Source organism: Enterobacter sp. K510 (genome assembly GCF_055804875.1).
The window spans coordinates 87,212-110,317 of the sequence record NZ_JBNRLQ010000011.1; the positions used below are offsets into that span (position 1 = coordinate 87,212).

Here is a 23,106-nt window from a genome sequence, read left to right on the forward strand (position 1 = left end):
ACTTCACTGCTTTGTGATCAAGGAGAATTCATGAAACAAACCGTTTATACCGCCAGCCCGGAAAGCCAGCAGATCCACGTCTGGCGTCTTAATCCGGAAGGCGCGCTGACGCTGGTCCAGGTTGTTGATGTGCCGGGGCAGGTACAACCGATGGTCGTAAGCCCGGATAAACGCTTTTTGTACGTCGGTGTGCGCCCGGAATTTCGCGTGCTGGCGTACCGCATCTCAGCGGAAGACGGCGCGCTGACCTACACCGCCGAAGCGCCGCTGCCGGGCAGCCCAACGCATATCTCCACCGATCACAGCGGTCGCTTCCTGTTCAGCGGCTCCTATAACGCGGGCTGCGTCAGCGTGACGCGTCTGGATGACGGTATTCCGGGTGAAACCGTGACGGTCGCTGAAGGGCTGGAAGGCTGCCACTCCGCGAATATCTCCCCGGACAACCGCACGCTGTGGGTCCCGGCGCTGAAACAGGATCGTATTTGTCTGTTCTCGCTGGGCGAAGATGGTTCGCTGACGGCACAGGAGCCGGGAGAAGTGAAAACTGTGGAAGGGGCCGGTCCGCGCCATATGGCGTTTCACCCGAACCAGCAGTTCGCTTACTGCGTGAACGAGCTGAACAGCAGCGTCGATGTCTGGCAGCTTAGTAACCCGCACGGCGAGATCGAATGCGTACAGACGCTGGATATGATGCCGGCCGATTTCGCCGATACCCGCTGGGCGGCGGATATTCATATCACCCCGGACGGACGTCATCTGTATGCCTGTGATCGTACCGCGAGCATTATCACCGTGTTCAGCATCTCGGAAGACGGCAGCGTGCTGGCGATCGAAGGCTATCAGCCGACGGAGACCCAGCCGCGCGGCTTTAACATCGATCACAGCGGTAAATTCCTGATTGCTGCTGGGCAGAAGTCACACCATATCGCGCTGTATGAAATCAGTGGCGCGCAGGGCTTACTGGAAGAGAAGGGCCGTTATGCGGTCGGCCAGGGCCCGATGTGGGTGGTGGTTAACGCGTACTAAACCGGACGAAAAAAAAGCCCGCCATCTGGCGGGCTTTTTTATTACTCATAGGTTACTGCTTCGGCTCTGCCACAACCTGACTGCCCACGCCGCGGTTGTTGAACTCCCACATGCGGTTGAACTGCGCATCGTTCAGATCGCGCGTCACGTTGCCTTTGTCATCCACGCTGCCGGTGTTACCCGCAAAGGCGCGCTGCGTACCTGCGGCCGCGGCCCAGGGTTTCGCCACGTTAAAGCCTTCGTTGATCACGCTGTCGCGGATCACTACCTGACCGTTGGTCGCGGAGTCAATATCCAGCGAGCGGCCCAGCTGCGCCACGCCTTCACCGGCGGCGCTGAAGCGGCTGTTCACTGCCAGGAAACCGTAGAAGATGTTCGCCTGAGTAGCCGGCGCGAAGACATAGCCTTCCTGCTGGGTGCGGGAATTCACTACGCGGAAATCGGTGTTATCAAAGACCACCGCGCCGCGACCGGCAACCAGATCCACATCGCCCTCAACGTAGCTGTCTTTCACCAGCGTACGGGTCTGACGATCGGTACGCAGGGTATTATCCACGCTGCTGTTGGTGACGAAGAAGGTGTTCTGGCGACCCAGAATGTTCACCTTGTTGATCTGCACTTTATCGCCATCGCTGCGCAGAGCCACCGCCTGGTGGTTACCCGCGTCGACGCTGTCGCCCAGGCTGTTCTGGATGGTCAGGTTTTGCAGTTGCAGGCCATTGTTCTGTGACCAGACGACCGCCGAGCACATCACGCCCACGGTGGCGTTACGCTTGCTCTGACAGGCGTCAAACATGTACCAGGCAGGTTTACCCGGCATATATTTCCCGGCCGGATTCACCAGACGACGCCAGGTGTTGGTGTCCATTTCGGAATCCACTGCAAGGCCGATTTTCACGTCCAGCGGCTTTTCGCCAGTGCCGTACAGCGTCAGGCTGCCCGGGGCGGCCGGAATATACACGGTGCCTTCGTATTCGCCCGGCAGAATCGCAATGTACTGGCGCTCGCTGGTGTGTTTATTGATAGCCGCATCCACGGCGGCCTGGATGGTGGTGTGCGTTACACCGGCAGTGCCAGCCGGGCCGACGACAAAGTTCGCCTGTTCCGGCAGACGAATGCCGGACGGACTCCATGGCGCGGCGTTCGGATCCATAGACGCGAAATAGCGCGCCGGGACAAAATTCTGTGCTTCATTCGCAGACAATACCGGACGGGAGGCAGTCCCCGGCGCGGCTTGCGTGGAAGGTTGTTGGTCCGGTGGCGTTGAGCTGCATGCAGTCAGTGTCACGCCAAAAGCCAGTGCCAGCGTCAGACGGGAAACCGAAAATGTGTTCAAGGGATGCTCCAGGCTATCAGGTTAAAATGAATTCCTTAGAAGCCTGCTTTTTTATACTAAGTTGAGCGAAACGGGAAGCCGATTGTTTAAATCGGCTGCAATATCCCGAAATATTTACCCAATTTTGCACGCCGCCCGTTATGGCAGGAAATGTTCCGGCTCCCGAACCGCATCGCACACCGCCCGCGTCAGCTGCGTCAGCTGTTGCGGGGTGATGATATAAGGCGGCATCAAATAGATCAGCCGACCGAATGGCCGCACCCATACGCCGCGTGACACAAAGAAGCGCTGCAAGGCCGCCATATTGACCGGCTGGCGGGTTTCGACAACGCCGATCGCGCCCAGTACCCGCACGTCCGCCACCGCATCCGCCTCACGGATCTCTGCCAGTTCACGGATTAACTGGGTTTCGATAGCCGCCACCTGTTCGCGCCAGTCGCCGCTCTCCAGCAGTTGCAGGCTGGCATTCGCCACCGCGCAGGCCAGCGGATTACCCATAAAGGTAGGGCCGTGCATAAAACAACCCGCCTCGCCGTTGCTGATGGTTTCTGCCACTGCGCGGGTGGTCAGGGTGGCGGAGAGCGTCATGGTGCCGCCGGTCAGCGCCTTGCCGAGGCAGAGAATATCCGGCGCAATACCAGCGTGTTCGCAGGCGAACAGTTTGCCGGTGCGCCCGAAGCCGGTGGCGATCTCATCGGCGATCAGCAGAATGCCTTCGCGATCGCACATCTTACGGATACGTTTTAACCACTCCGGGTGATACATTCGCATCCCGCCCGCGCCCTGCACGATGGGTTCAAGGATCACCGCGGCGATCTCGTGACGGTGCGCCGCCATCAGCCGGGCAAACGGCACCATGTCCAGTTCATCCCATTCGCCGTCAAAACGGCTCTGCGGCGCAGGGGCAAAGAGGTTATCCGGCAAATATCCCTGCCACAGGCTGTGCATGGAGTTATCCGGATCGCATACCGACATCGCGCCAAAGGTATCGCCGTGATAGCCATTGCGGAAGGTGAGGAAACGCTGGCGCGGCTCGCCTTTCGCCTGCCAGTACTGCAACGCCATCTTCATCGACACTTCAACCGCCACCGAGCCGGAATCCGCCAGAAACACGCACTCCAGCGGCTCCGGCGTCATCGCCACCAGCCTGCGGCATAAATCCACCGCGGGCTGATGGGTAATGCCGCCGAACATCACATGGGACATCTCATCAATCTGCGCTTTCATCGCCGCATTGAGCTGCGGATGGTTATAGCCGTGGATCGCCGCCCACCAGGACGACATGCCGTCCACCAGTCGTTCGCCTGTCGCCAGATGCAGCTCACAGCCTTGGGCAGACTGCACCGGGTAGACCGGCAGCGGGGTGGTCATGGAAGTGTAAGGATGCCAGATATGGCGCTTATCAAAGGCGAGATCGTTCGGTGTCATAATCGACTTGTAAACCAAATTAAAAACATTTAGGTTTACGAGTCTACACCAAATCAAAACGTAACACACCTTTGGAGACGCCCCATGGCTCACCGCTGGACTTTGTCGCAAGTCACCGAACTCTTTAATAAACCGCTGCTCGATCTGCTGTTCGAGGCGCAAACCGTACACCGTCAGCATTTCGACCCGCGTCAGGTGCAGGTCAGTACGCTGCTGTCGATCAAAACCGGCGCCTGTCCGGAAGACTGCAAATACTGCCCGCAAAGCTCGCGCTATAAAACCGGGCTGGCCACCGAGCGCCTGATGGAGGTGGAGCAGGTGCTGGATTCGGCCCGTAAAGCCAAAGCGGCCGGTTCGACACGCTTCTGCATGGGCGCGGCGTGGAAAAACCCGCACGAGCGCGATATGCCCTATCTGGAGCAGATGGTGCAGGGCGTGAAGGCGATGGGGCTGGAAGCCTGCATGACGCTCGGCACCCTCGAAGACAGCCAGGCGCAGCGCCTTGCCGCCGCCGGGCTGGATTACTACAACCACAACCTCGACACCTCGCCGGAATTTTACGGCAACATCATCACCACCCGCACCTATCAGGAGCGTCTCGACACCCTGGATAAAGTGCGCGATGCGGGGATCAAAGTCTGCTCCGGCGGTATCGTGGGCTTAGGTGAAACCGTCACCGATCGCGCCGGTCTGCTGCTGCAACTGGCGAACCTGCCGACGCCACCGGAAAGCGTGCCGATCAACATGCTGGTGAAGGTGAAAGGCACGCCGCTGGCGGATAACGACGACGTGGACGCTTTCGATTTTATCCGCACCACCGCCGTGGCGCGCATCATGATGCCCACCTCCTTTGTGCGCCTTTCCGCCGGGCGCGAGCAGATGAATGAGCAAACCCAGGCGATGTGCTTTATGGCCGGCGCGAACTCCATTTTCTACGGCTGCAAACTGCTGACCACGCCGAACCCGGAAGAGGACAAAGACGTGCAGCTGTTCCGCAAGCTGGGCCTCAATCCGCAGCAAACCGACGTCATCAATGGCGATAACGAGCAGCAGTATCAGCTTGAACAGCAACTGCGTAACGCCGACACCGACCAGTATTACAACGCGGCGGCGGTATGAGCTGGCAGACGCGCATCGATACGGCGCTCGACAAACGTCGCGCGGCGCAGGCGCTGCGCACCCGGCGCGTGATGGAGCAGGGGGCCGGGCGCTGGCTGACGCACGACGGCGAGCGCTTTTGTAACTTTTCCTCCAATGACTATCTGGGCCTCAGCCAGCATCCGCAGGTGATCCGCGCCTGGCAGCAGGGCGCGGAACGCTATGGCGTAGGCAGCGGCGGCTCCGGGCATGTCAGCGGCTACACCGTGGCGCATCAGGCGCTGGAAGCGGAACTGGCGGACTGGCTGGGCTACCCGCGCGCGCTGCTGTTTATCTCCGGTTTCGCCGCCAACCAGGCGGTGATCGCCGCGCTGGCGGGTGAGGATGACCGGCTGGTCGCCGACAAGCTCAGCCACGCCTCGCTGCTGGAAGCAGCGGCCTTAAGCCCGGCGCAGCTACGGCGCTATGCGCACAATGACGTGCAAAGCCTGACGGGGCTGCTGGATAAGCCCTGCGCCGGACAACAGCTGGTGATCACCGAAGGGGTGTTCAGCATGGACGGCGACAGCGCGCCGCTGGCGGAGATTGCCGCCGCCGCGCAAAGTGCGTCCGCCTGGCTGCTGGTGGATGACGCCCACGGCACCGGCGTCACCGGGCCGGAAGGACGCGGCAGCTGTCACGCCGCAGGGATCCGCCCGGAACTGCTGATCGTCACTTTCGGCAAAGGTTTTGGCGTCAGCGGCGCGGCCGTATTGTGCAGCGAGGCGCTGGCCGATTACCTGGTGCAGTTTGCCCGCCATCTGATTTACAGCACCGCCATGCCGCCCGCCCAGGCGATGGCCATCAGCGCCTCGCTGGCGGTGATCCGCCAGGCCGACGGCGCTGCCCGGCGGGAAAAACTCGGCGCGCTGATTGACCGTTTTCGCGCAGGCGCGCAGGCGCTGGATGTCAGCATGACCGCGTCACAGAGCGCCATTCAGCCGCTGATCGTCGGCGATAACGCCCGGGCGCTGGATCTGGCCGCGCGGCTGCGGCAGGCAGGCTGCTGGGTGACGGCGATCCGCCCGCCCACCGTGCCGCCGGGCACCGCGCGTTTGCGGCTGACCCTGACGGCAGATCATGAACCGCAGGACATTGATCGTTTGCTGGAGGCGCTGCATGACGCCGGTGAATAAACCTGCGGTCGCCGCCGCCTTTGGCCGCGCCGCTCAGGGCTACACCCGCCACGACCAGTTACAGCGGCAAAGCGCGGAGCTGCTGCTGGCGATGACCGGTGAACGATCCGTTGAACGGGTGCTCGACGCCGGTTGCGGACCGGGAACCCTCAGCCGTTACTGGCGTGAGCAGGGCGCGCAGGTGACTGCGCTTGATCTCTCCGCGCCCATGCTTGACGAAGCCCGCCGCCGGCAGGCCGCGCATCACTACGTGCTGGCAGATATTGAGGCTATGCCCTTTGACCACGCGCAGTTTGACCTGGCGTGGAGCAATCTGGCGGTGCAGTGGTGTGACGATCTGCATCAGGCATTAAGCGAACTTTATCGCGTAGTGCGTCCCGGTGGCGCGGTGGCCTTTACCACGCTGGCGGCAGGCTCCCTGCCGGAGCTGAATCAGGCCTGGCAGGCGGTGGATCATCACCCGCACGCCAATCGTTTTTTACCGCCGCAGCAGCTGACCGACACGGTGAGTCGCTGGCACGGCCGCAGCGGGATCGCGCATATCACGCTGGATTTTGACGATGCGCTCAGCGCCATGCGTTCGCTGAAGGGCATCGGCGCCACGCATCTGCATGAAGGGCGTCAGGCCCAGGCGCTGACCCGCGGACAACTGCAACGCCTGCAGCTGGCGTGGCCGCAACGCGCGGGACGCTATCCGCTGACTTATTCACTTTTCTGGGGAGTAATTGAACGTGACTGAACGCTATTTTGTCACCGGTACGGACACCGAAGTGGGGAAAACCGTCGCCAGCTGCGCGCTGTTGCAGGCGGCAACCGCGCGGGGAAAACGCACTGCGGGTTATAAACCTGTGGCCTCCGGCAGCGAGATGACCCCGGACGGGCTGCGCAACAGCGACGCGCTGGCCCTGCAACGCCACGCCAGCCTGACGCTGGACTATGAGGCGGTGAATCCCTATATCTTTGCCGAGCCGACCTCGCCGCATATCGTCAGCGCCGATCAGGGGATCCCCATTGATTTTGGCGTGATGTCAGCAGGCTTACGCGCGCTTGAAACACAGGCGGACTGGGTGCTGGTGGAAGGCGCTGGCGGCTGGTTCACGCCGCTGACAGAACGCCAGAGTTATGCGGACTGGGTGAGACAGGAAGCGCTGCCGGTAATACTTGTGGTTGGCGTAAAGCTCGGCTGTATTAACCACGCGATGCTTACCGCGCTGGCGGTGCGTCAGGCGGGGTTACGGCTGGCAGGCTGGATCGCCAACGACGTGCAGCCGCCGGGCAAACGTCATGCGGAGTATCTGGAAACGCTGCGACGCGTGCTGCCCGCCCCTTTTCTGGGGGAGATCCCCTGGCTGGCAGACGCGCCGCTGGAACGGCAAAACGGTCATTATCTTGATCTCAGCGGTCTTGATCCTGCGTCATCCAGTGGGAAATAAGCTGGTCATCTAACTGATGCACATGCCCCTGCGCCACGTTGCGCCCGCGATGCAGCAGGCAGAAGCGGTCGGCAACGCGGCGGATAAACGACAAATGCTGCTCCGCCAGCAGGATGGTCATGCCGAGATCCTGATTCAGCCTGACCAGTAAATTACCGAGCTTATGGATAAAGGCCTGGCCCGCGCCCCGCGTCGGTTCATCAAGGATCAGCAGGCGCGGCTGGGTGACGAGCGCGCGGGCCAGTGCCAGCTGATACTGGTCGTCTTCGGACAAGCCCGCGCCCTTTACCTGGCGCAGCGCGTACAGTTCCGGAAAGAGATCGTAGATCGCCGGTGTCACCGCACAGCCCGGCTCGCCTGCCGCCAGCATCGCAATATGCAGATTTTCCTCGACCGTCAGCTGGGAAAAGATCCGCCGATCCTGCGGCACATAACCAATCCCCATCGCCGTGCGGTGCGCCGCCGTCACCTGTAACAGATCCAGCGGCGGGGCGCTGGCTTCCTGCCAGATAATGCTGCCGCTCTCTATGGGCAAATTGCCGGTGATACAGTTCACCAGCGTGGTTTTACCCATCCCCTGTAAGCCCATCACCGTGGTACAGGTGCCGGGCACTAAATCTAAATCCACGTTCCACAGCGTATGCTGATCGCCGTAATACTGATTTACTGCGCGTAGACGTAACATCGGGCTTCTCCTGTTGCTGGGGGCTGCTGGCACTTACTCTGTAAACGAGATGTTGCAAAACACTTGCCACCTCCAACAAAAGTCGTATTTTTCGGAGCAGGATGAACAAAAAGACGGGAATTTACCGCACGCTGAGATTACCGCAGAAAATCCTGCACGCTGTGAGTGCGTGGCAGGCGAAAAAGGTGCATCAGCGGAGCGGTTTGGTCACCGAATCGCCAGGCTTTTACCCGACGGCACACTTTGTTCCACGCAAAATTTAGTGATAAAAATTTTTTGTTATTGCCGTCTGGCCTGAAATCGGGAATTTGCTGAGCGGCAGGGGATATGGCCTGGCGGGAGTTATCCACTATTCCTGTGGATAACCATGTGCATTAGAGTTAGAAAACACGTGAGAAGCGAGAGTTCATGCGGCCTGGACATGAATTGATGCGAAACGCGGCTTTTCAGTATATTTATTTAATATCAATAACTTGTATAAAAGCAATGCCTGTAAAAAAAGTGTCACTGACTGCCACAAAACTTTCATGACATCACTTGACAAATGTTAAATAGGAAAACTTTTTGGGGATAACCTTTTTAGCGCAGCGTTTTATGCCGCAGGCAGGATAAAGTCCCGCCCGTTGTGCGCGCAGGTTTACGCTTCCACTTTCATAAACTAGCCCGATACTGGTTTTTCATCCAGTATTTTTTATTGGCAAAAATCGCCGTCGCGAGTAAAATTAATCACCTGCCCGCTCATTCCTCCACCAGGTAGCCGTTCATGAGTAAACCGTTCAAACTGAATTCTGCGTTTAAACCTTCTGGCGATCAGCCAGAGGCCATCCGTCGCCTGAAAGAAGGGCTGGAAGACGGACTGGCGCACCAAACCTTGCTGGGGGTAACCGGTTCAGGGAAAACGTTCACCATCGCTAATGTGATCGCCGACCTTCAGCGTCCGACCATGGTGCTGGCGCCTAACAAAACCCTGGCCGCGCAGCTCTATGGCGAAATGAAAGAGTTCTTCCCGGATAACGCCGTGGAGTATTTCGTCTCCTACTACGATTACTACCAGCCGGAAGCCTATGTGCCGAGCTCTGACACCTTTATCGAAAAGGATTCGTCGGTGAACGAGCACATCGAACAGATGCGTCTGTCGGCGACCAAAGCGCTGCTGGAGCGTCGTGACGTGGTGGTGGTGGCTTCCGTATCGGCCATTTACGGTCTGGGCGATCCTGACCTGTATCTGAAAATGATGCTGCATCTGACCACCGGTATGATCATCGATCAGCGCGCCATCGTGCGCCGCCTGGCGGAGCTGCAGTACACCCGTAACGATCAGGCGTTCCAGCGCGGCACCTTCCGCGTGCGCGGCGAAGTGATCGATATTTTCCCGGCGGAATCCGACGATATGGCGCTGCGCGTCGAACTGTTCGACGAAGAGGTGGAGCGCCTGTCGCTGTTTGATCCGCTTACCGGGCATGTGGAATCGTCTATCCAGCGCTTTACCGTGTATCCGAAAACGCACTATGTAACGCCGCGCGAACGTATCGTGCAGGCGATGGAAGAGATCAAAGTCGATCTCGCCGACCGCCGTCAGACCCTGCTTGCTAATAATAAACTGCTGGAAGAGCAGCGCCTGACGCAGCGCACCCAGTTTGACCTCGAAATGATGAACGAGCTGGGCTATTGCTCCGGGGTGGAAAACTACTCCCGCTACCTTTCCGGTCGCGGGCCGGGGGAAGCGCCGCCAACGCTGTTTGACTATCTGCCTGCGGATGGCCTGCTGGTGGTGGACGAATCCCACGTCACCATCCCGCAGATCGGCGGCATGTACCGTGGCGACCGCGCGCGAAAAGAGACGCTGGTGGAATATGGCTTCCGTCTGCCGTCGGCGCTGGATAACCGCCCGATGAAATTTGAAGAGTTCGAAGCCCTGGCGCCGCAGACCATCTACGTGTCGGCGACGCCGGGTCCTTACGAGCTGGAAAAATCAGGGGAAGATATTGTCGACCAGGTGGTGCGTCCGACCGGCCTGCTGGATCCGATTATCGAAGTGCGCCCGGTGGCGACCCAGGTGGACGATCTGCTTTCCGAGATCCGCAAGCGCGTCGCCATCAACGAACGTGTGCTGGTCACCACGCTCACCAAACGTATGGCCGAGGATTTGACCGAGTACCTCGAAGAGCACGGCGAGAAGGTGCGTTATCTGCACTCAGATATCGATACCGTGGAGCGTATGGAGATCATCCGCGACCTGCGTCTTGGCGAATTTGACGTGCTGGTGGGCATTAACCTGTTGCGTGAGGGGCTGGATATGCCGGAGGTGTCGCTGGTGGCGATCCTTGATGCCGACAAAGAAGGCTTCCTGCGTTCTGAACGCTCGCTGATCCAGACCATCGGTCGCGCGGCGCGTAACGTTAACGGTAAAGCCATTCTCTACGGCGACCGCATCACCGCGTCGATGGCAAAAGCCATCAGCGAAACCGAACGTCGCCGCGAGAAACAGCACCAGTACAACATCGAGCACGGCATTACGCCGCAGGGTCTGAACAAAAAAGTGGTGGATATTCTGGCGCTGGGCGAGAACATCGCGAAAACCAAAGCGAAAGGCCGCGGTAAGTCCCGCTCGCCGGTGGTGGAAGAGAGCCTGGAACGCCTGCTGACGCCAAAAGCGATGCAGCAGAAGATCCACGAACTGGAAGCGCAGATGATGCAGCACGCGCAAAATCTGGAGTTCGAAGAAGCCGCCGCCGTGCGCGACCAGCTGCACCAGTTGCGGGAATTGTTTATCGCGGCGTCCTGATACCAATCGCGCTATGCCGCTATGGTATAGCGCGGTTTGTTTATTGCGCCTCAGCATATGCCAGGCATATACTTCTCTGAATGCAGTTTGTCCCTGCCCGGGAGGAGTAAAAGATGAGAACGGTATCGATATTCAAAAATGGCAATAACCGTGCAATACGTTTGCCCCGTGATCTGGATTTTGACGGCGTGAATGAACTGGAAATCATAAGGGAAGGCGACACCATCATCCTGCGACCAGTTAAACCCTCCTGGGGTTCATTTTCGCAGGAAGAAAAAGCCGACAAGGATTTCATGCAGGAGCGTGAAGATATCGTCAGCGACGAGGGACGTTTTAAATTATGAGCATGACCTACATGCTGGATACCAATATTTGCTCATTTATTATGCGTGAGCAGCCAGCGTCGGTATTAACACGGCTGGAGCAGGCTGTAATGCGCCGCAACCGTATTGTGGTATCCGCTATTACCTACGCAGAAATGCAGTTTGGCGCTATCGGTAAAAAAGCCTCACCGCGGCACGGGCATCTGGTGCAGGCGTTCTGCGCCCGCCTCGATGCCATACTGCCCTGGGATCGCGCTGCCGTTGATGCCACCACCAGGATCAAGGTTGCGCTGGCGGCGGCGGGTACGCCTGTTGGTGCCAACGATGCCGCTATCGCAGGACATGCTATCGCCGCCAATGTTATTCTGGTGACTAATAATATACGTGAATTTGCGCGGATACCGGGTTTGATCCTTGAAGACTGGGCGGAATAATAATGTTACATAATATTATTTACCGCTCTTATTAATCCCATTAATTAACCCCAATCCCTATTTTTAATTGCTGTGATCTGAATAACGCTGATCTTTGCATAAATGCCTCCCTTCATTAATTGATGGCAAAATAAACAGGATCTTTTCTGCGCTTTTTTATTAAGCTGGTTTTTATTATCCCTCCCGTAAAAACCAGGAAAAGAGAATGGAATCGGTAAAATGTCTGTTAAGAGAAAATGAATATGCCATGGAAGATGTTCTTACCTGTTCAGGTATTAACGAGGAACATCATAAAAATTATGGCGCGGTCAGCCCACCGCTGGTTAAAACCAGTTTATTCGTGCAGCAGGATTATCAGCGCTATTGTGACGACATGCAGCACGAGGCGGAGCGTTATATTTATTCCCGCGGGCTGAACCCCACCACGGAACTGCTGGAAAATAAACTCGCCGCCCTTGAGCGGGGCGAAGCCTGCAAAGCCTTTGCCTCCGGTATGGGGGCGATTGCCGCCACGCTGTTCGCGCTGTTGCGCAGCGGGGATCACATTATCCTCGCTAATAACGTCTATGGTCCGACGCTGGCACTGGTTAAGCAAATGCAGGCGCGATTTAACATTGCCTTTGACGTGGTACTGAGCGGCGAAGCGGCAGACATCGCGGCAAAAATCCGCCCCGGCACGCGGATGATCTATACCGAATCCCCCGGCACCATGACCATGCGGGTGGTGGATCTGCGCGCCATCGCCCGGCTGGCAAAAGCGCACGGCATTATCACCGTTATTGACAACACCTGGGCCACGCCGCTGTTCCAGAAGCCGCTGACGCTCGGCTTCGATCTGACGCTGCACTCCTGCACCAAATACATTGGCGGCCACAGTGATTTAACCGCCGGGGCGGTGGTGGGCCGCCGCGAGCATATTGACGCGATCCGCGATTTTTCCCATCAGCTGCTTGGCGCGGTGCTGGCACCGGACAGCGCCTGGCTGGTGATCCGCGGTCTGCGCACGCTGCCGCTGCGCATGAAGCAGCATCAGGAAAATACGCTGGCGGTACTGGCCTGGCTGTCGGACTACGAAGAAGTGGAAAAACTCTGTCACCCGGCGGTGGCGGATACACGCAGCCAGGAATTAATTGCCGCGCAAATGTACGGGCTCTCCGGTTTATTCAGTTTTGAATTACGTGACGGCAGCTTTCAGAAAGTAAAAACCTTTATTGATAGTTGTAAAATCTTCAAACCCGGATGCAGCTGGGGCGGTTATGAAAGCCTGATTATTTCCCCCAATCGCGGTTATAACGAGGAAGATATTGCCCGCGACGGTATGGCGGCAGGATTAATCCGTATTTCTGTCGGCCAGGAAAGTCCGCAATTATTGATTGCCGATTTGCATCGCGCTTTTAGCGCCATTAAAAACTGCTAAATATACAGGAAAGATGATGAACGCTAACAGGGAACCGGGCTTTACCGCTGCGATGCTGTTATTAGCGGTAGTCTTTATCGTATTTTTTACCGGCATCGGTATGTTAAATTATCCGGTGGAATTTATTCTTATTATCATCACTATTGTGTCCGGCTTTTTTGCCCGCTATTACGGGGCAGGCTGGCAGGAGATCATGCAGACGTTTATCGGCAAAATAAAAGATGCCGTGCCGGCAATGCTGATCCTGCTTACCATCGGCATGTTAATTGGTTGCTGGATGGTCAGCGGCACCATTCCGCTGATGGTGTTTTACGGCCTGGAAATTATTAATCCGGCCTATCTTTACCTGACGGCCTTTCTGGTGACGGTGTGCATCTCAACCTTTACCGGTACCTCATGGGGATCGGCGGGCACCATTGGCGTGGCGCTGGTGGCGGTGGCGGCCGCCATGAACGTCTCGTTGCCGGTGACCGCCGGGGCGGTGATCTCCGGCGCTTACTTTGGCGATAAGCTCTCGCCGCTGTCCGATACCACCAATATGGCGGCGCTGGCGGCCGGAGCGGAGTTGTACCAGAGCATCCGCCACATGATGTACACCTCGGCCCCGGCATTCCTGTTAGCCTGCCTCGGCTTCTGGATTGCCGGTTCGGATTTGCAGGCGACAGAGGCGCTGCAACTGGACACCATTCCGGTCATGAAAAATGCCCTTGAACAGCTGTTCTGGCTGAACCCACTGCTGATGGTCCCGGCGCTGCTGGTATTTGTCGGTGCCATGCGCAAATGGGACACCGTGATTGTGCTCGTCGCCTCGTCGTTTATGGCGCTCGGTCTTGCCGCTTTTGCGCAGCCGTTCGCGCTGGCGGATCTGGTGAAGGCGGCGATTAATGGCTTTCACACCAGCATGATCCCGGATTTCAGTTTGGTGCCGATGAACGAGGCGACCAGTAAAAATATCAACACGCTGCTTAACCGGGGCGGGATGTATTCGATGGTCAGCCCGATAGTGGTGATGCTGTGCGCATTTCTGTTTGCCTCGGCGCTGGAGGTCTCCGGCGGACTCAACGTCATTTTGCAGCGGCTGGTGAACAAACTGACCTCGGTGACCAGCACCGTGCTCGCCACTATGCTGACCAGTTCACTGCTGGTGGCCTGCACCGGCAATGCGGTGATCAGCTTTTTCCTCGTCAAAAACATGTACGATCCCTGCTTTAAAACCAAAAAGCTGCATATGGTAAACATGTCCCGCGCCATGGAGTCCGGCGCGACGCTGCTGGAAGGGCTGTTCCCCTGGACCATTTCCGGGATGTTTATGGCGAAAACCCTTGGTGTGGCGACGCTGGAGTATGCGCCCTGGGTGCTGTTTAATCTGAGCTGCTTCGTGATGGCGGTACTGTACGCGGTGCTGGCGCGCTGGTCCGCATTCGGAACGCGTTACGAAACGGAGAATGAGAGGGGCATCACATCGTAACGCATTTATTCATGCGGCTTAATCTAACCTTAATCTTGCGCAGCGACACTGTCCTCAGCTTAATGAGGACAGTGCCATGCAAAAAATAACTTCCGTACAAATACTCGCGCTTGCCGCCACGCTGATGATTATCGCCAGCTTTCTGCATACCTGGTTTACCGTCTGAGCGCCGCCTGAGCGCGGGCATCCGGAAACCGTACCCCTGCACGCAGCCCAGGTCCGGGATGGCGATTATGCAAAAATAACTCCCCGTCATGTAACTGGGCGATACGGCTGACGATACTCAGACCCAGCCCCATGCCGCCGTAACGGCTGTCCATACGCACAAAGGCTTTGCTGAGCTCGTGGCTGGAGGCTTCATCAATGCCGGGGCCTTCATCTTCAACGGCCAGTACAGGGGCGTCGTCATCGCTGACGGTGAGGGTAATGGTGGCCTGCTCCGGGCTGTAACGGTGCGCGTTTTCCACCAGATTTCTCAGTAGTACGCGCAGTTGTGGCGCATCGCCGCTCACCGCGATATCTTCGGCGTTTTCCGGCCACACCAGTTTCTGCTGGCGTGTACTCAGCATGGTGAGCAGTTCGTCCTGCAAGGGCTGCATCACATCGCGGATCAGCATCACCTGCTGATAGCTTCCCGCCGAGAACGACTGCGCCACCCGCGCCAGTTGCAGCAACTGCGAGACGTTTTCCGTCATCTGCTCAATACGTAAAATGAGATGGCTGACGTCAATAGCATGGCTTTTTGACAACAATTCCAGATGCAGCCGCAGACCGGCGAGGGGCGTGCGCAGCTCGTGGGCCACGTCCGCGGTGAACAGGCGCTCCCGATCAAGAGTCACCGTCAGGCGGGCCACCAGCTGGTTAATCGCCGTGGTCACCGCCTCCACCTCCGGCACGGGGTGCTCCAGCGCGATGGGTTGCAGATTGTCCGGCGTGCGGATCTCCAGTTCATGCTGCAAATCTTTCAGTGGCCGGGTAATGCGTTTGATCGCCTGCATACAGAGCAGAAGCGCAAGGCCGATAATGATCAGGCTTGGGATCAACAGGCTGGCGACCGCTTCGTGCACTTCATGTGTGATGTTGCTGTGATTGTTGGCTTTGTAGATCTCGCTTTCCACAATCAGCTGGATCTGCTCTTTGCTTTCATGCCACAGCCAGAACACGCTCACCAGCTGGCAGACCACCAGAATGGTGCCAATGGTCAGCAGCAAGCGACGCCGCAGCGTCCAGTGTCGGAAATTCATGCTTTACTGCTCTCCCGGCGTTTTTACCAGCAGATAGCCGAAGCCCCGCACCGTACGGATGCGATCTTTACCCACTTTGTCGCGCAGATTATGAATATGCACTTCCAGGGTGTTGGTGGCCGGTTCGTTATCCCAGCTGTAAATATCGTTGTATAGAATTTCCCGGTGCACCGCGTTGCCTGCTTTTAACATCAGGCGCGAAAGCAGGGCGTACTCTTTCGGCGTCAGCTCCAGCGGCCTGCCCGCCAGCTTCACCTGACGGTTATTCACATTCAGTTGCAGATCGCCCACCGTCAGTTCGCTGTCGCCCTGATTATGCTGACGGCGCAGCAGGGCGCGGATGCGGGCGTTAAGCTCCTCCAGCGCGAAGGGCTTCATCAGATAGTCATCCGCGCCCGCATCCAGTCCCGATACGCGATCCTCAACGGTATCGCGCGCCGTGAGCACCAGCACCGGCAGGGCGCATTTTTCGCGGCGGAGTCGCTGCAAGAAATGCACGCCGTCTTCATCGGGCAGTCCCAGATCCAGTACGATCAGGCTGTAATGCCCCATCGCCAGGCTCTGCGAGGCCTCCCGCGCCGTAGAGACGCCATCGCAGGCGTAACCTTCGGACTGCATCGCCAGCAGCAGGCCCTGCAATAACAGGGTATCGTCTTCCACCACTAAGATTTTCATCAGCCTTACCCCCTGCACGGCGCGAGAATATCATCTGCCGCATGATACTCGCTGGTTTGTACGCCCACTAACCCTAACATCGTTGAGAACAGATTATCCTGGGAAAACGCTTCCGTGCTGGCACGTTTTTTCAGGCAGCTGTAATTCACGGCATGACGTTTCTGGTACTGCTCCGAAAGCCAGATCACCATCGGAATATGCTTTTGCGAATCCGGCGCGATGGAATACGGCAGGCCGTGCAAATAAACGCCATTTTCACCCAGGGATTCGCCGTGATCGGAAAGATACATCAGGCTGGTGGTGACGTTATACGGCTGCGCCTGCAATAATTTAATCGCCTTATCGATAATATAATCCACATACAGCACGGTATTATCATAGGTGTTAACCAGCTGCTCGCGGGTACAGGTCTGAATTTCATTGGTGTCGCAGGTCGGGGTGAATTTGCGGAACTGCGACGGATAGCGGTTATAGTAGGTCGGACCATGGCTGCCGATAGTATGTAATACGATCAGCCCGTCACCGTGCACGCTGTCGATATACTTTTGCAGGTCGTGAAACAGAATTTCATCCTGGCATTCCCCCTCAAGGCAATAATCCGCCAGATTCAGTTTTGTCATATCCTGATGCGGCACGCGGTCGCAGGCGCCTTTACAGCCGCCGTCATTTTCATTCCACAGCACCGAAATCCCCGCCCGCTGCACAATATCCAGTAAACCTTCCCGATGATGCGCGAGCTGTTCATTGTAATTTCTCCGCGGCATGCCGGAAAACATGCAGGGCACCGAAATCGCCGTCGCCGTGCCACAGGAGGTGGTTTTCGGGAAATAGACCACATTATCTTTCGACAGCAGCGGATTGGTATCACGGGGATAACCTGACAGCGCGAAGTTATCCGCCCGCGAGGTTTCGCCGACGATCAGAATGGTGAGGTGTTTGGTCTGCGGCTTGTGCATCGCCGGGTTAAGTGTTGCGTCCTCGCCCAGCCGGACCAGCGGCAGATTATCCATACGGTGATGGACATCATAAGACAGGAGCGCGCTGATGCTGTTCGACGGGCCAAGGGATTTCACCAGCTCTTTATTATTGCGAAACAGCGAGGCGTAGTCTTTATAAAAGCAGGCGGCGATAAGCAATATTATCGCCACAGACGCGAGAATATTCACACAGCGCATAGCGGCGCTATGTACACGCGTACGGCTTTTTTTGAATTTCACCACAAAGGCGAGGATCGCCATGGCAATACCGGAAAGGCCTATGGTCAAAATTAGCTGCGGCGTCATCAGGGCGAAGGATTCCGCTGGCGTGGTATCCAGCATATTGGCAATCATCGAGCGGTCAATAATGATGCCGTAGGTCCAGATGAAATACTGCGTGGCGGCGCTGAGCAAAATAAACACCGCGATCACCAGCCGATCCAGCCACAGAAAAGAAGCCAGCGTTGCGATGATATTAATCACGCTGAACGCCACCAGCGGCATCGACAGAAACACCGCCAGATTGTAAGCCGAGTTAACGGGTAACAGGGCCCAGGCCTGACGGTAATAAATGAGGTTGAGGAAAACAGCAATATAAACAGAAAACAGCAGCAAAAAAGTCAGGCGACTCATTGCAGGGCGGCGAAGCGGAATACGGCGCATAGTGAAGATCCTGTGAGAATATACCAGGCATGTTCACAGACAAGGGTTAAGCCAACCTTAAGAACTTAAGAAAGCGCTGAGTAAAGTGTTTCCCCTCGTAACAGGCGAGGGGAAAGCTGTCAGCCAAGGCTTTGCACCGCACGCTCCAGCGCCGCGCGCAGCAGGCGGCGGTCATGGCGGTAGGGCACGTCGCTGGCTTCCAGCACGTCCTGGATCACGATGCGGTCTGTCACCGACGAAACGTCCACCGTCGGGCCAACCACCACCGCGTCAATAATGCGTTTGCCGACGTACTGCTCCATCAGCGCCAGCTTGTCGTTCAGGCTGAGGCTGGCGGCGGCGACGCTGAGTTCTTTGCCAAGATTACCGATATAAACCACCGGAGCCGGAGTGCGGCGCAGCGCCTGCGCCAGATTGTCGAGCAGCAGCAGCGGCAGCAGGCTGGTGTAAAAACTCCCCGGCCCGATTAAAATCAAATCCGCTTCGGCAATAGCCTGCACCGCCTCGCGGGTGGCCTGGGCGCTGGGGAACAGCATCAGCTCCTGCACCGGCTGCGTCAGCTGATCGATATTCACTTCGCCATATACCGCATGGCCTTCGCTGTCGAGCGCCATCAGATCCAGCGGCTGCTCCGACATTGGGATCAGAAAGGCGTCCACCTTCAGCAGATTACGGATCAGGTTAATGGCCTCCAGCGGCCGGACGCTGAGATGATCCAGTGCTTTCAGCATCAGGTTGCCCAGGTTATGCCCCGCCAGTTCGCCGTTGCCGGTGAAGCGGTATTCGAACATCGCCGAGGCGACGCTTGGCTCGGTGATCAGCTGGTTAAGACAGTTACGCATATCGCCCCAGGCGATGCCGCCTTCAGAGCGACGAATGCGTCCGGTCGAGCCGCCATTATCGGTGGTGGTCACGATGCCGGTTAAACGGGAGCCGAGCGAGGAGAGGGAAGACATCACCCGTCCCAGCCCGTGCCCGCCGCCGAGGGCGACAACCCTGTCGAGATCCGCAAGAGTACGGTTGCGCATAGCCAGTCCTTATGTCGAAAAAATCACGTTACGTTAGCCGAAATACCCCTTTATGACGATGTCACGTCGGGGGGGAAGATGACACATATCAATGCAAGGCCGGGATTATCGCGTAGTCTGTAATGAAAATGCACGATTATGTCGCTATGTAGTTAATTATATAGCGCTATGCAAGGATGGCGGAACAGGTCGTATCGCGATATTATCGCCTGAGCTTGCTAACTAAACACACTCTAGCCTCTGCGCCTACGTCTTAATGATAGGGTGCTTTGGCCGTGGCGAACCGCCACCAGGGTGCAGGAAGAAATGACTGCACCTCCCGTATCTGGAAAGGTGTACATGGCCTCACAACTTACCGATGCATTCGCGCGTAAGTTTTATTACCTGCGTTTGTCTATTACCGACGTGTGCAATTTTCGTTGCACCTATTGTCTGCCCGATGGCTACAAGCCGGGTGGCGTGACGAACAAAAGCTTTCTCAGCCTCGACGAAATTCGTCGCGTCACCCGTACCTTTGCCGCGCTCGGCACGGAAAAAGTGCGTCTGACCGGCGGGGAACCCTCGTTGCGCCGCGATTTCACCGACATTATCGCCGCGGTACGCGAAAACGCCGCTATCCGCCAGATTGCGGTGACCACCAACGGTTATCGTATGGCGCGCGACGTGCAGAACTGGCGCGATGCCGGGCTGACGGCGATCAACGTCAGCGTTGACAGCCTCGATGCCCGCCAGTTTCACGCTATCACCGGCCAGGATAAATTCCACCAGGTGATGGACGGCATTGACGCGGCTTTTGCGGCGGGCTTTGAGAAAGTCAAAGTGAATACCGTGCTGATGCGCGATGTTAACCATCACCAGCTGGATACCTTCCTGGCGTGGATCCAGTCGCGTCCCATCCAGCTGCGCTTTATCGAACTGATGGAAACCGGCGAGGGTAGCGAGCTGTTCCGCAAACATCATCTTTCCGGCATGGTGCTGCGCGATGAACTGCTGCGCCGTGGCTGGATCCAGAAGCTCCGTCAGCGCAGCGACGGCCCGGCGCAGGTGTTCTGTCACCCGGATTATGAAGGCGAAATCGGTCTCATTATGCCGTATGAGAAAGACTTCTGCGCCACCTGCAACCGTCTGCGCGTCTCGTCCGTCGGCAAATTGCACCTGTGCCTGTTCGGCGACGGCGGCGTCAGCCTGCGCGATCTGCTTGCCGATGACAGCCAGCAGGCGGCGCTGGAGGCGCGAATTTCAGAGGCGCTGACGCATAAAAAGCAGACCCATTTCCTGCATCAGGGCAATACCGGTATTACGCAAAATCTGTCGTACATCGGCGGGTAACACCGAATAAGGAGATCCTTTATGAGTCAGGTCAGTGCAGACTTTATCCCGACCCGTATCGCCATTTTAACCGTCACCAGTCGTCGCACCGAAGAGGACGATACTTCCGGCCACTATCTGCGCGACGCCGCGCAGGAAGCCGGGCATCACATCGTCGATAAAGCGATCGTTAAAGAGAACCGCTACGCCATTCGCGCGCAGGTTTCCGCGTGGATCGCCTCGGACGATGTGCAGGTGGTATTGATCACCGGCGGCACCGGATTCACCTCCGGCGATCAGGCCCCGGAAGCGCTGCTGCCGCTGTTTGACCGCGAAGTGGAAGGTTTCGGGGAAGTGTTCCGTATGCTGTCGTTCGAAGAGATCGACACCTCGACGCTGCAATCCCGCGCCATTGCGGGCATCGCCAATAACACGCTGATTTTTGCCATGCCCGGCTCGACGAAAGCCTGCCGCACCGCCTGGGAAAATATCATCGCCCCGCAGCTCGACGCGCGCACCCGTCCGTGCAATTTTCACCCTCATTTAAAGAAATAAACCATGTCTCAGTTGACCCACATTAACGCCGCAGGCGAAGCGCATATGGTGGATGTGTCCGGCAAGGCCGAAACCGTGCGTGAAGCGCGCGCCGAAGCCTTTGTCACCATGCGCCCGGAAACGTTACAGATGATCATCGATGGCAGCCATCACAAAGGCGATGTGTTTGCCACCGCGCGCATTGCGGGCATTCAGGCCGCCAAGCGCACCTGGGATCTGATCCCGCTGTGCCATCCGCTGATGCTCAGCAAAGTGGAAGTGAATCTCAGTACCGAACCCGAACATCACCGTGTGCGCATTGAGTCCCTCTGTCGGCTGACCGGAAAAACCGGCGTCGAAATGGAAGCGCTGACGGCCGCCTCCGTGGCGGCGCTGACTATTTACGACATGTGTAAAGCGATACAGAAAGATATGGTGATCGGCCCGCTGCGCCTGCTGGCAAAAAGCGGCGGTAAATCCGGTGACTTCAGGGTGGATAGCGATGATTAAGGTGCTGTTTTTTGCGCAGGTGCGCGAACTGGTGGCCTGCGACGGGCTGGACGTTAAGGCCGAATATGCAAGCGTAGAACAGCTGCGTGCGGCGCTGGCGGCGAAAAGCGATCGCTGGGCGCTGGCGCTGGAGTCCGGCAAGCTGCTGGCGGCGGTCAATCAGACGCTGGTGGATTTTAACCACCCGCTGCGCGATGGCGACGAAGTGGCCTTCTTCCCGCCGGTAACCGGAGGATAAGCTGATGGAAAATACCCGTATCCGCGTCGGTCATGAAAATTTCAGCGTCGGCGACGAATATCAGTGGCTGGCCGCCTGCGATGAAGACGGAGCGGTGGTCACCTTTACCGGCAAAGTGCGTAATCATAATCTGGGCGACAGCGTCAGCGCGCTGACCCTTGAACACTATCCCGGTATGACCGAGAAAGCGCTGGCTGAGATCGTCAGCGACGCCCGCGCGCGCTGGCCGCTGCAACGGGTATCCGTTATTCACCGCATCGGGGAATTATGGCCGGGCGATGAAATCGTGTTTGTCGGCGTCACCGGTGCGCACCGCAGTTCCGCCTTTGAAGCCGCGCAGTTTATTATGGATTATCTGAAAACCCGCGCGCCGTTCTGGAAGCGTGAAGCCACGCCGGAAGGCAGCCGCTGGGTGGACGCGCGTGACAGCGATAAGCAGGCCGCCGAACGCTGGTGACCCGCTTTCGCAGGGATGTGTTAACCTTATAGTCTCTTCACTTAATCAGGAGTTAATCATGGACAGATACCCAGGAAGCGGTTCGATTGTTGAGGCGCGCAGCGGGCTGCAAACCTATATGGCGCAGGTGTATGGCTGGATGACCTGCGGTCTGCTGTTGACCGCCTTTATTGCCTGGTATTCTGCGAATACCCCGGCGGTAATGATGTTCGTCTTCTCCAGCAAAATAACCTTTTTCGGGCTGGTGATTGCGCAGCTGGCGCTGGTGTTCGTGCTTTCCGGCATGGTGCATCGCCTGAGCGCGGGTATGGCCACCACGCTGTTTATGCTCTATTCGGCGCTCACCGGGCTGACGATTTCCAGTATTTTTATCGTCTACACCTACTCCTCTATTGCCAGCACCTTTGTGGTGGCCGGCGGGATGTTTGGCGCGATGAGCCTCTACGGTTACACCACTAAGCGTGATTTGAGCGGCTTCGGCAACATGCTGTTTATGGCGCTGATCGGTATCGTGCTGGCCTCGCTGGTTAACTTCTGGCTGAAAAGCGAAGCGCTGATGTGGGCGGTGACTTATATCGGGGTGATTGTGTTTGTGGGGCTGACGGCCTATGACACGCAGAAGCTGAAAAACATCGGCGAGAATATCGATACGCGCGACAGCACTAACCTGCGTCGTTATTCGATCCTCGGCGCGCTGACGCTGTATCTGGACTTTATTAACCTGTTCCTGATGCTGCTGCGGATTTTCGGTAACCGCCGCTAAGTATCATAGTGCCGGATGGCGGCGTGAAAACGCCTTATCCGGCCTACGTGCACGCCGGGCGGCACGTTGTTTGCCCGGCCTACAGAGCGCGTAGGCCCGGT

Annotated in this window: 23 protein-coding genes and 1 riboswitch; of the genes, 16 read left to right on the forward strand and 7 right to left on the reverse strand. The window is 57.5% G+C overall.

Annotation, left to right across the window (positions count from 1 at the left end):
* Positions 1–30 precede the first annotated feature (30 nt).
* The gene (gene pgl, locus ACQUTD_RS18355; RefSeq protein ID WP_318373402.1) at positions 31–1,026 is read left to right on the forward strand and encodes a 6-phosphogluconolactonase; all 996 of its coding nucleotides are present in this window, start codon (positions 31–33) and stop codon (positions 1,024–1,026) included.
* Between the two features lie 52 nt (positions 1,027–1,078).
* Here pgl and ACQUTD_RS18360 read toward each other — a convergent pair whose 3' ends face one another.
* Entirely contained in the window at positions 1,079–2,362 is a 1,284-nt protein-coding gene (locus ACQUTD_RS18360) for a putative acyl-CoA thioester hydrolase (RefSeq protein ID WP_473276964.1), read from the reverse strand.
* A gap of 138 nt (positions 2,363–2,500) precedes the next feature.
* Entirely contained in the window at positions 2,501–3,790 is a 1,290-nt protein-coding gene (gene bioA / locus ACQUTD_RS18365; protein WP_473276965.1) for an adenosylmethionine--8-amino-7-oxononanoate transaminase, read from the reverse strand.
* A gap of 84 nt (positions 3,791–3,874) precedes the next feature.
* On the opposite strand from bioA, the gene bioB reads away from it, so the two are divergent.
* The 4 genes from bioB to bioD are packed head-to-tail and all read left to right on the forward strand — an operon-like array spanning position 3,875 to position 7,496.
* The gene (gene bioB / locus ACQUTD_RS18370; protein WP_473276966.1) at positions 3,875–4,909 is read left to right on the forward strand and encodes a biotin synthase BioB; all 1,035 of its coding nucleotides are present in this window, start codon (positions 3,875–3,877) and stop codon (positions 4,907–4,909) included.
* On the forward strand, positions 4,906–6,063 hold the full coding sequence (gene bioF, locus ACQUTD_RS18375) for an 8-amino-7-oxononanoate synthase (protein ID WP_473276968.1): 1,158 nt from the start codon (positions 4,906–4,908) through the stop codon (positions 6,061–6,063). Before bioB ends, bioF begins: the two co-directional genes overlap by 4 nt.
* Positions 6,047–6,802 (forward strand): malonyl-ACP O-methyltransferase BioC, encoded by a 756-nt coding sequence (gene bioC, locus ACQUTD_RS18380; protein ID WP_473276969.1) that lies wholly within the window; start codon positions 6,047–6,049, stop codon positions 6,800–6,802. The genes bioF and bioC overlap by 17 nt, the downstream gene beginning before the upstream one ends.
* Entirely contained in the window at positions 6,795–7,496 is a 702-nt protein-coding gene (gene bioD / locus ACQUTD_RS18385; RefSeq protein ID WP_318363602.1) for a dethiobiotin synthase, read from the forward strand. Before bioC ends, bioD begins: the two co-directional genes overlap by 8 nt.
* On the opposite strand, the gene ACQUTD_RS18390 is transcribed toward bioD, so the two are convergent.
* Positions 7,459–8,181, reverse strand: a complete 723-nt coding sequence (locus tag ACQUTD_RS18390; protein ID WP_072567885.1) for an ABC transporter ATP-binding protein — start codon at positions 8,179–8,181, stop codon at positions 7,459–7,461. The two genes, bioD and ACQUTD_RS18390, sit on opposite strands and share 38 nt — an antisense overlap.
* A 763-nt stretch (positions 8,182–8,944) precedes the next feature.
* Here ACQUTD_RS18390 and uvrB point away from each other — a divergent pair.
* The 5 genes from uvrB (at position 8,945) to nhaC (ending at position 14,608) form a co-directional block, all read left to right on the forward strand.
* On the forward strand, positions 8,945–10,966 hold the full coding sequence (gene uvrB, locus ACQUTD_RS18395) for an excinuclease ABC subunit UvrB (RefSeq protein ID WP_473276970.1): 2,022 nt from the start codon (positions 8,945–8,947) through the stop codon (positions 10,964–10,966).
* Between the two features lie 113 nt (positions 10,967–11,079).
* Positions 11,080–11,310, forward strand: coding sequence for a type II toxin-antitoxin system VapB family antitoxin (gene vapB / locus ACQUTD_RS18400; RefSeq protein WP_072567887.1), 231 nt, complete (start codon positions 11,080–11,082; stop codon positions 11,308–11,310).
* Positions 11,307–11,723, forward strand: coding sequence for a PIN domain-containing protein (locus tag ACQUTD_RS18405; protein WP_473276971.1), 417 nt, complete (start codon positions 11,307–11,309; stop codon positions 11,721–11,723). The genes vapB and ACQUTD_RS18405 overlap by 4 nt, the downstream gene beginning before the upstream one ends.
* 205 nt (positions 11,724–11,928) lie before the next feature.
* Entirely contained in the window at positions 11,929–13,140 is a 1,212-nt protein-coding gene (locus ACQUTD_RS18410) for an aminotransferase class I/II-fold pyridoxal phosphate-dependent enzyme (protein ID WP_473276972.1), read from the forward strand.
* A gap of 13 nt (positions 13,141–13,153) precedes the next feature.
* A complete protein-coding gene (gene nhaC / locus ACQUTD_RS18415) occupies positions 13,154–14,608 on the forward strand; it encodes a Na+/H+ antiporter NhaC (RefSeq protein ID WP_473385730.1) in 1,455 nt (484 codons plus the stop codon).
* Between the two features lie 155 nt (positions 14,609–14,763).
* Here nhaC and pmrB read toward each other — a convergent pair whose 3' ends face one another.
* The 4 genes from pmrB to yvcK form a co-directional block, all read right to left on the reverse strand.
* Positions 14,764–15,852: a two-component system sensor histidine kinase PmrB gene (gene pmrB, locus ACQUTD_RS18420; RefSeq protein WP_473276974.1), complete on the reverse strand. Its 1,089-nt coding sequence runs from the start codon at positions 15,850–15,852 to the stop codon at positions 14,764–14,766.
* A 3-nt stretch (positions 15,853–15,855) separates the two neighbouring features.
* A complete protein-coding gene (gene pmrA / locus ACQUTD_RS18425; protein ID WP_072569420.1) occupies positions 15,856–16,527 on the reverse strand; it encodes a two-component system response regulator PmrA in 672 nt (223 codons plus the stop codon).
* Between the two features lie 5 nt (positions 16,528–16,532).
* Complete coding sequence (gene eptA / locus ACQUTD_RS18430) at positions 16,533–18,167, reverse strand: phosphoethanolamine transferase EptA (RefSeq protein WP_473276975.1); 1,635 nt, start codon at positions 18,165–18,167, stop codon at positions 16,533–16,535.
* 119 nt (positions 18,168–18,286) lie between these two features.
* The gene (gene yvcK, locus ACQUTD_RS18435; protein WP_072567892.1) at positions 18,287–19,195 is read right to left on the reverse strand and encodes a uridine diphosphate-N-acetylglucosamine-binding protein YvcK; all 909 of its coding nucleotides are present in this window, start codon (positions 19,193–19,195) and stop codon (positions 18,287–18,289) included.
* Between the two features lie 217 nt (positions 19,196–19,412).
* Positions 19,413–19,547: riboswitch (molybdenum cofactor riboswitch) on the forward strand.
* Between yvcK and moaA the strand changes: the two genes are divergently transcribed.
* The 6 genes from moaA (at position 19,535) to ACQUTD_RS18465 (ending at position 23,005) form a co-directional block, all read left to right on the forward strand.
* Positions 19,535–20,524: a GTP 3',8-cyclase MoaA gene (gene moaA, locus ACQUTD_RS18440; protein WP_473276977.1), complete on the forward strand. Its 990-nt coding sequence runs from the start codon at positions 19,535–19,537 to the stop codon at positions 20,522–20,524. (Overlaps the previous riboswitch by 13 nt.)
* Before the next feature lie 21 nt (positions 20,525–20,545).
* On the forward strand, positions 20,546–21,058 hold the full coding sequence (gene moaB / locus ACQUTD_RS18445) for a molybdenum cofactor biosynthesis protein B (RefSeq protein ID WP_473276978.1): 513 nt from the start codon (positions 20,546–20,548) through the stop codon (positions 21,056–21,058).
* Positions 21,059–21,061: 3 nt separating this feature from the next.
* The gene (gene moaC / locus ACQUTD_RS18450; protein WP_473276979.1) at positions 21,062–21,547 is read left to right on the forward strand and encodes a cyclic pyranopterin monophosphate synthase MoaC; all 486 of its coding nucleotides are present in this window, start codon (positions 21,062–21,064) and stop codon (positions 21,545–21,547) included.
* On the forward strand, positions 21,540–21,785 hold the full coding sequence (gene moaD, locus ACQUTD_RS18455) for a molybdopterin synthase sulfur carrier subunit (protein WP_318363593.1): 246 nt from the start codon (positions 21,540–21,542) through the stop codon (positions 21,783–21,785). Before moaC ends, moaD begins: the two co-directional genes overlap by 8 nt.
* A 4-nt stretch (positions 21,786–21,789) precedes the next feature.
* A complete protein-coding gene (gene moaE / locus ACQUTD_RS18460; RefSeq protein WP_072567896.1) occupies positions 21,790–22,242 on the forward strand; it encodes a molybdopterin synthase catalytic subunit MoaE in 453 nt (150 codons plus the stop codon).
* Positions 22,243–22,300: 58 nt separating this feature from the next.
* Positions 22,301–23,005: a Bax inhibitor-1/YccA family protein gene (locus ACQUTD_RS18465; RefSeq protein ID WP_072567897.1), complete on the forward strand. Its 705-nt coding sequence runs from the start codon at positions 22,301–22,303 to the stop codon at positions 23,003–23,005.
* Positions 23,006–23,106: the final 101 nt, after the last annotated feature.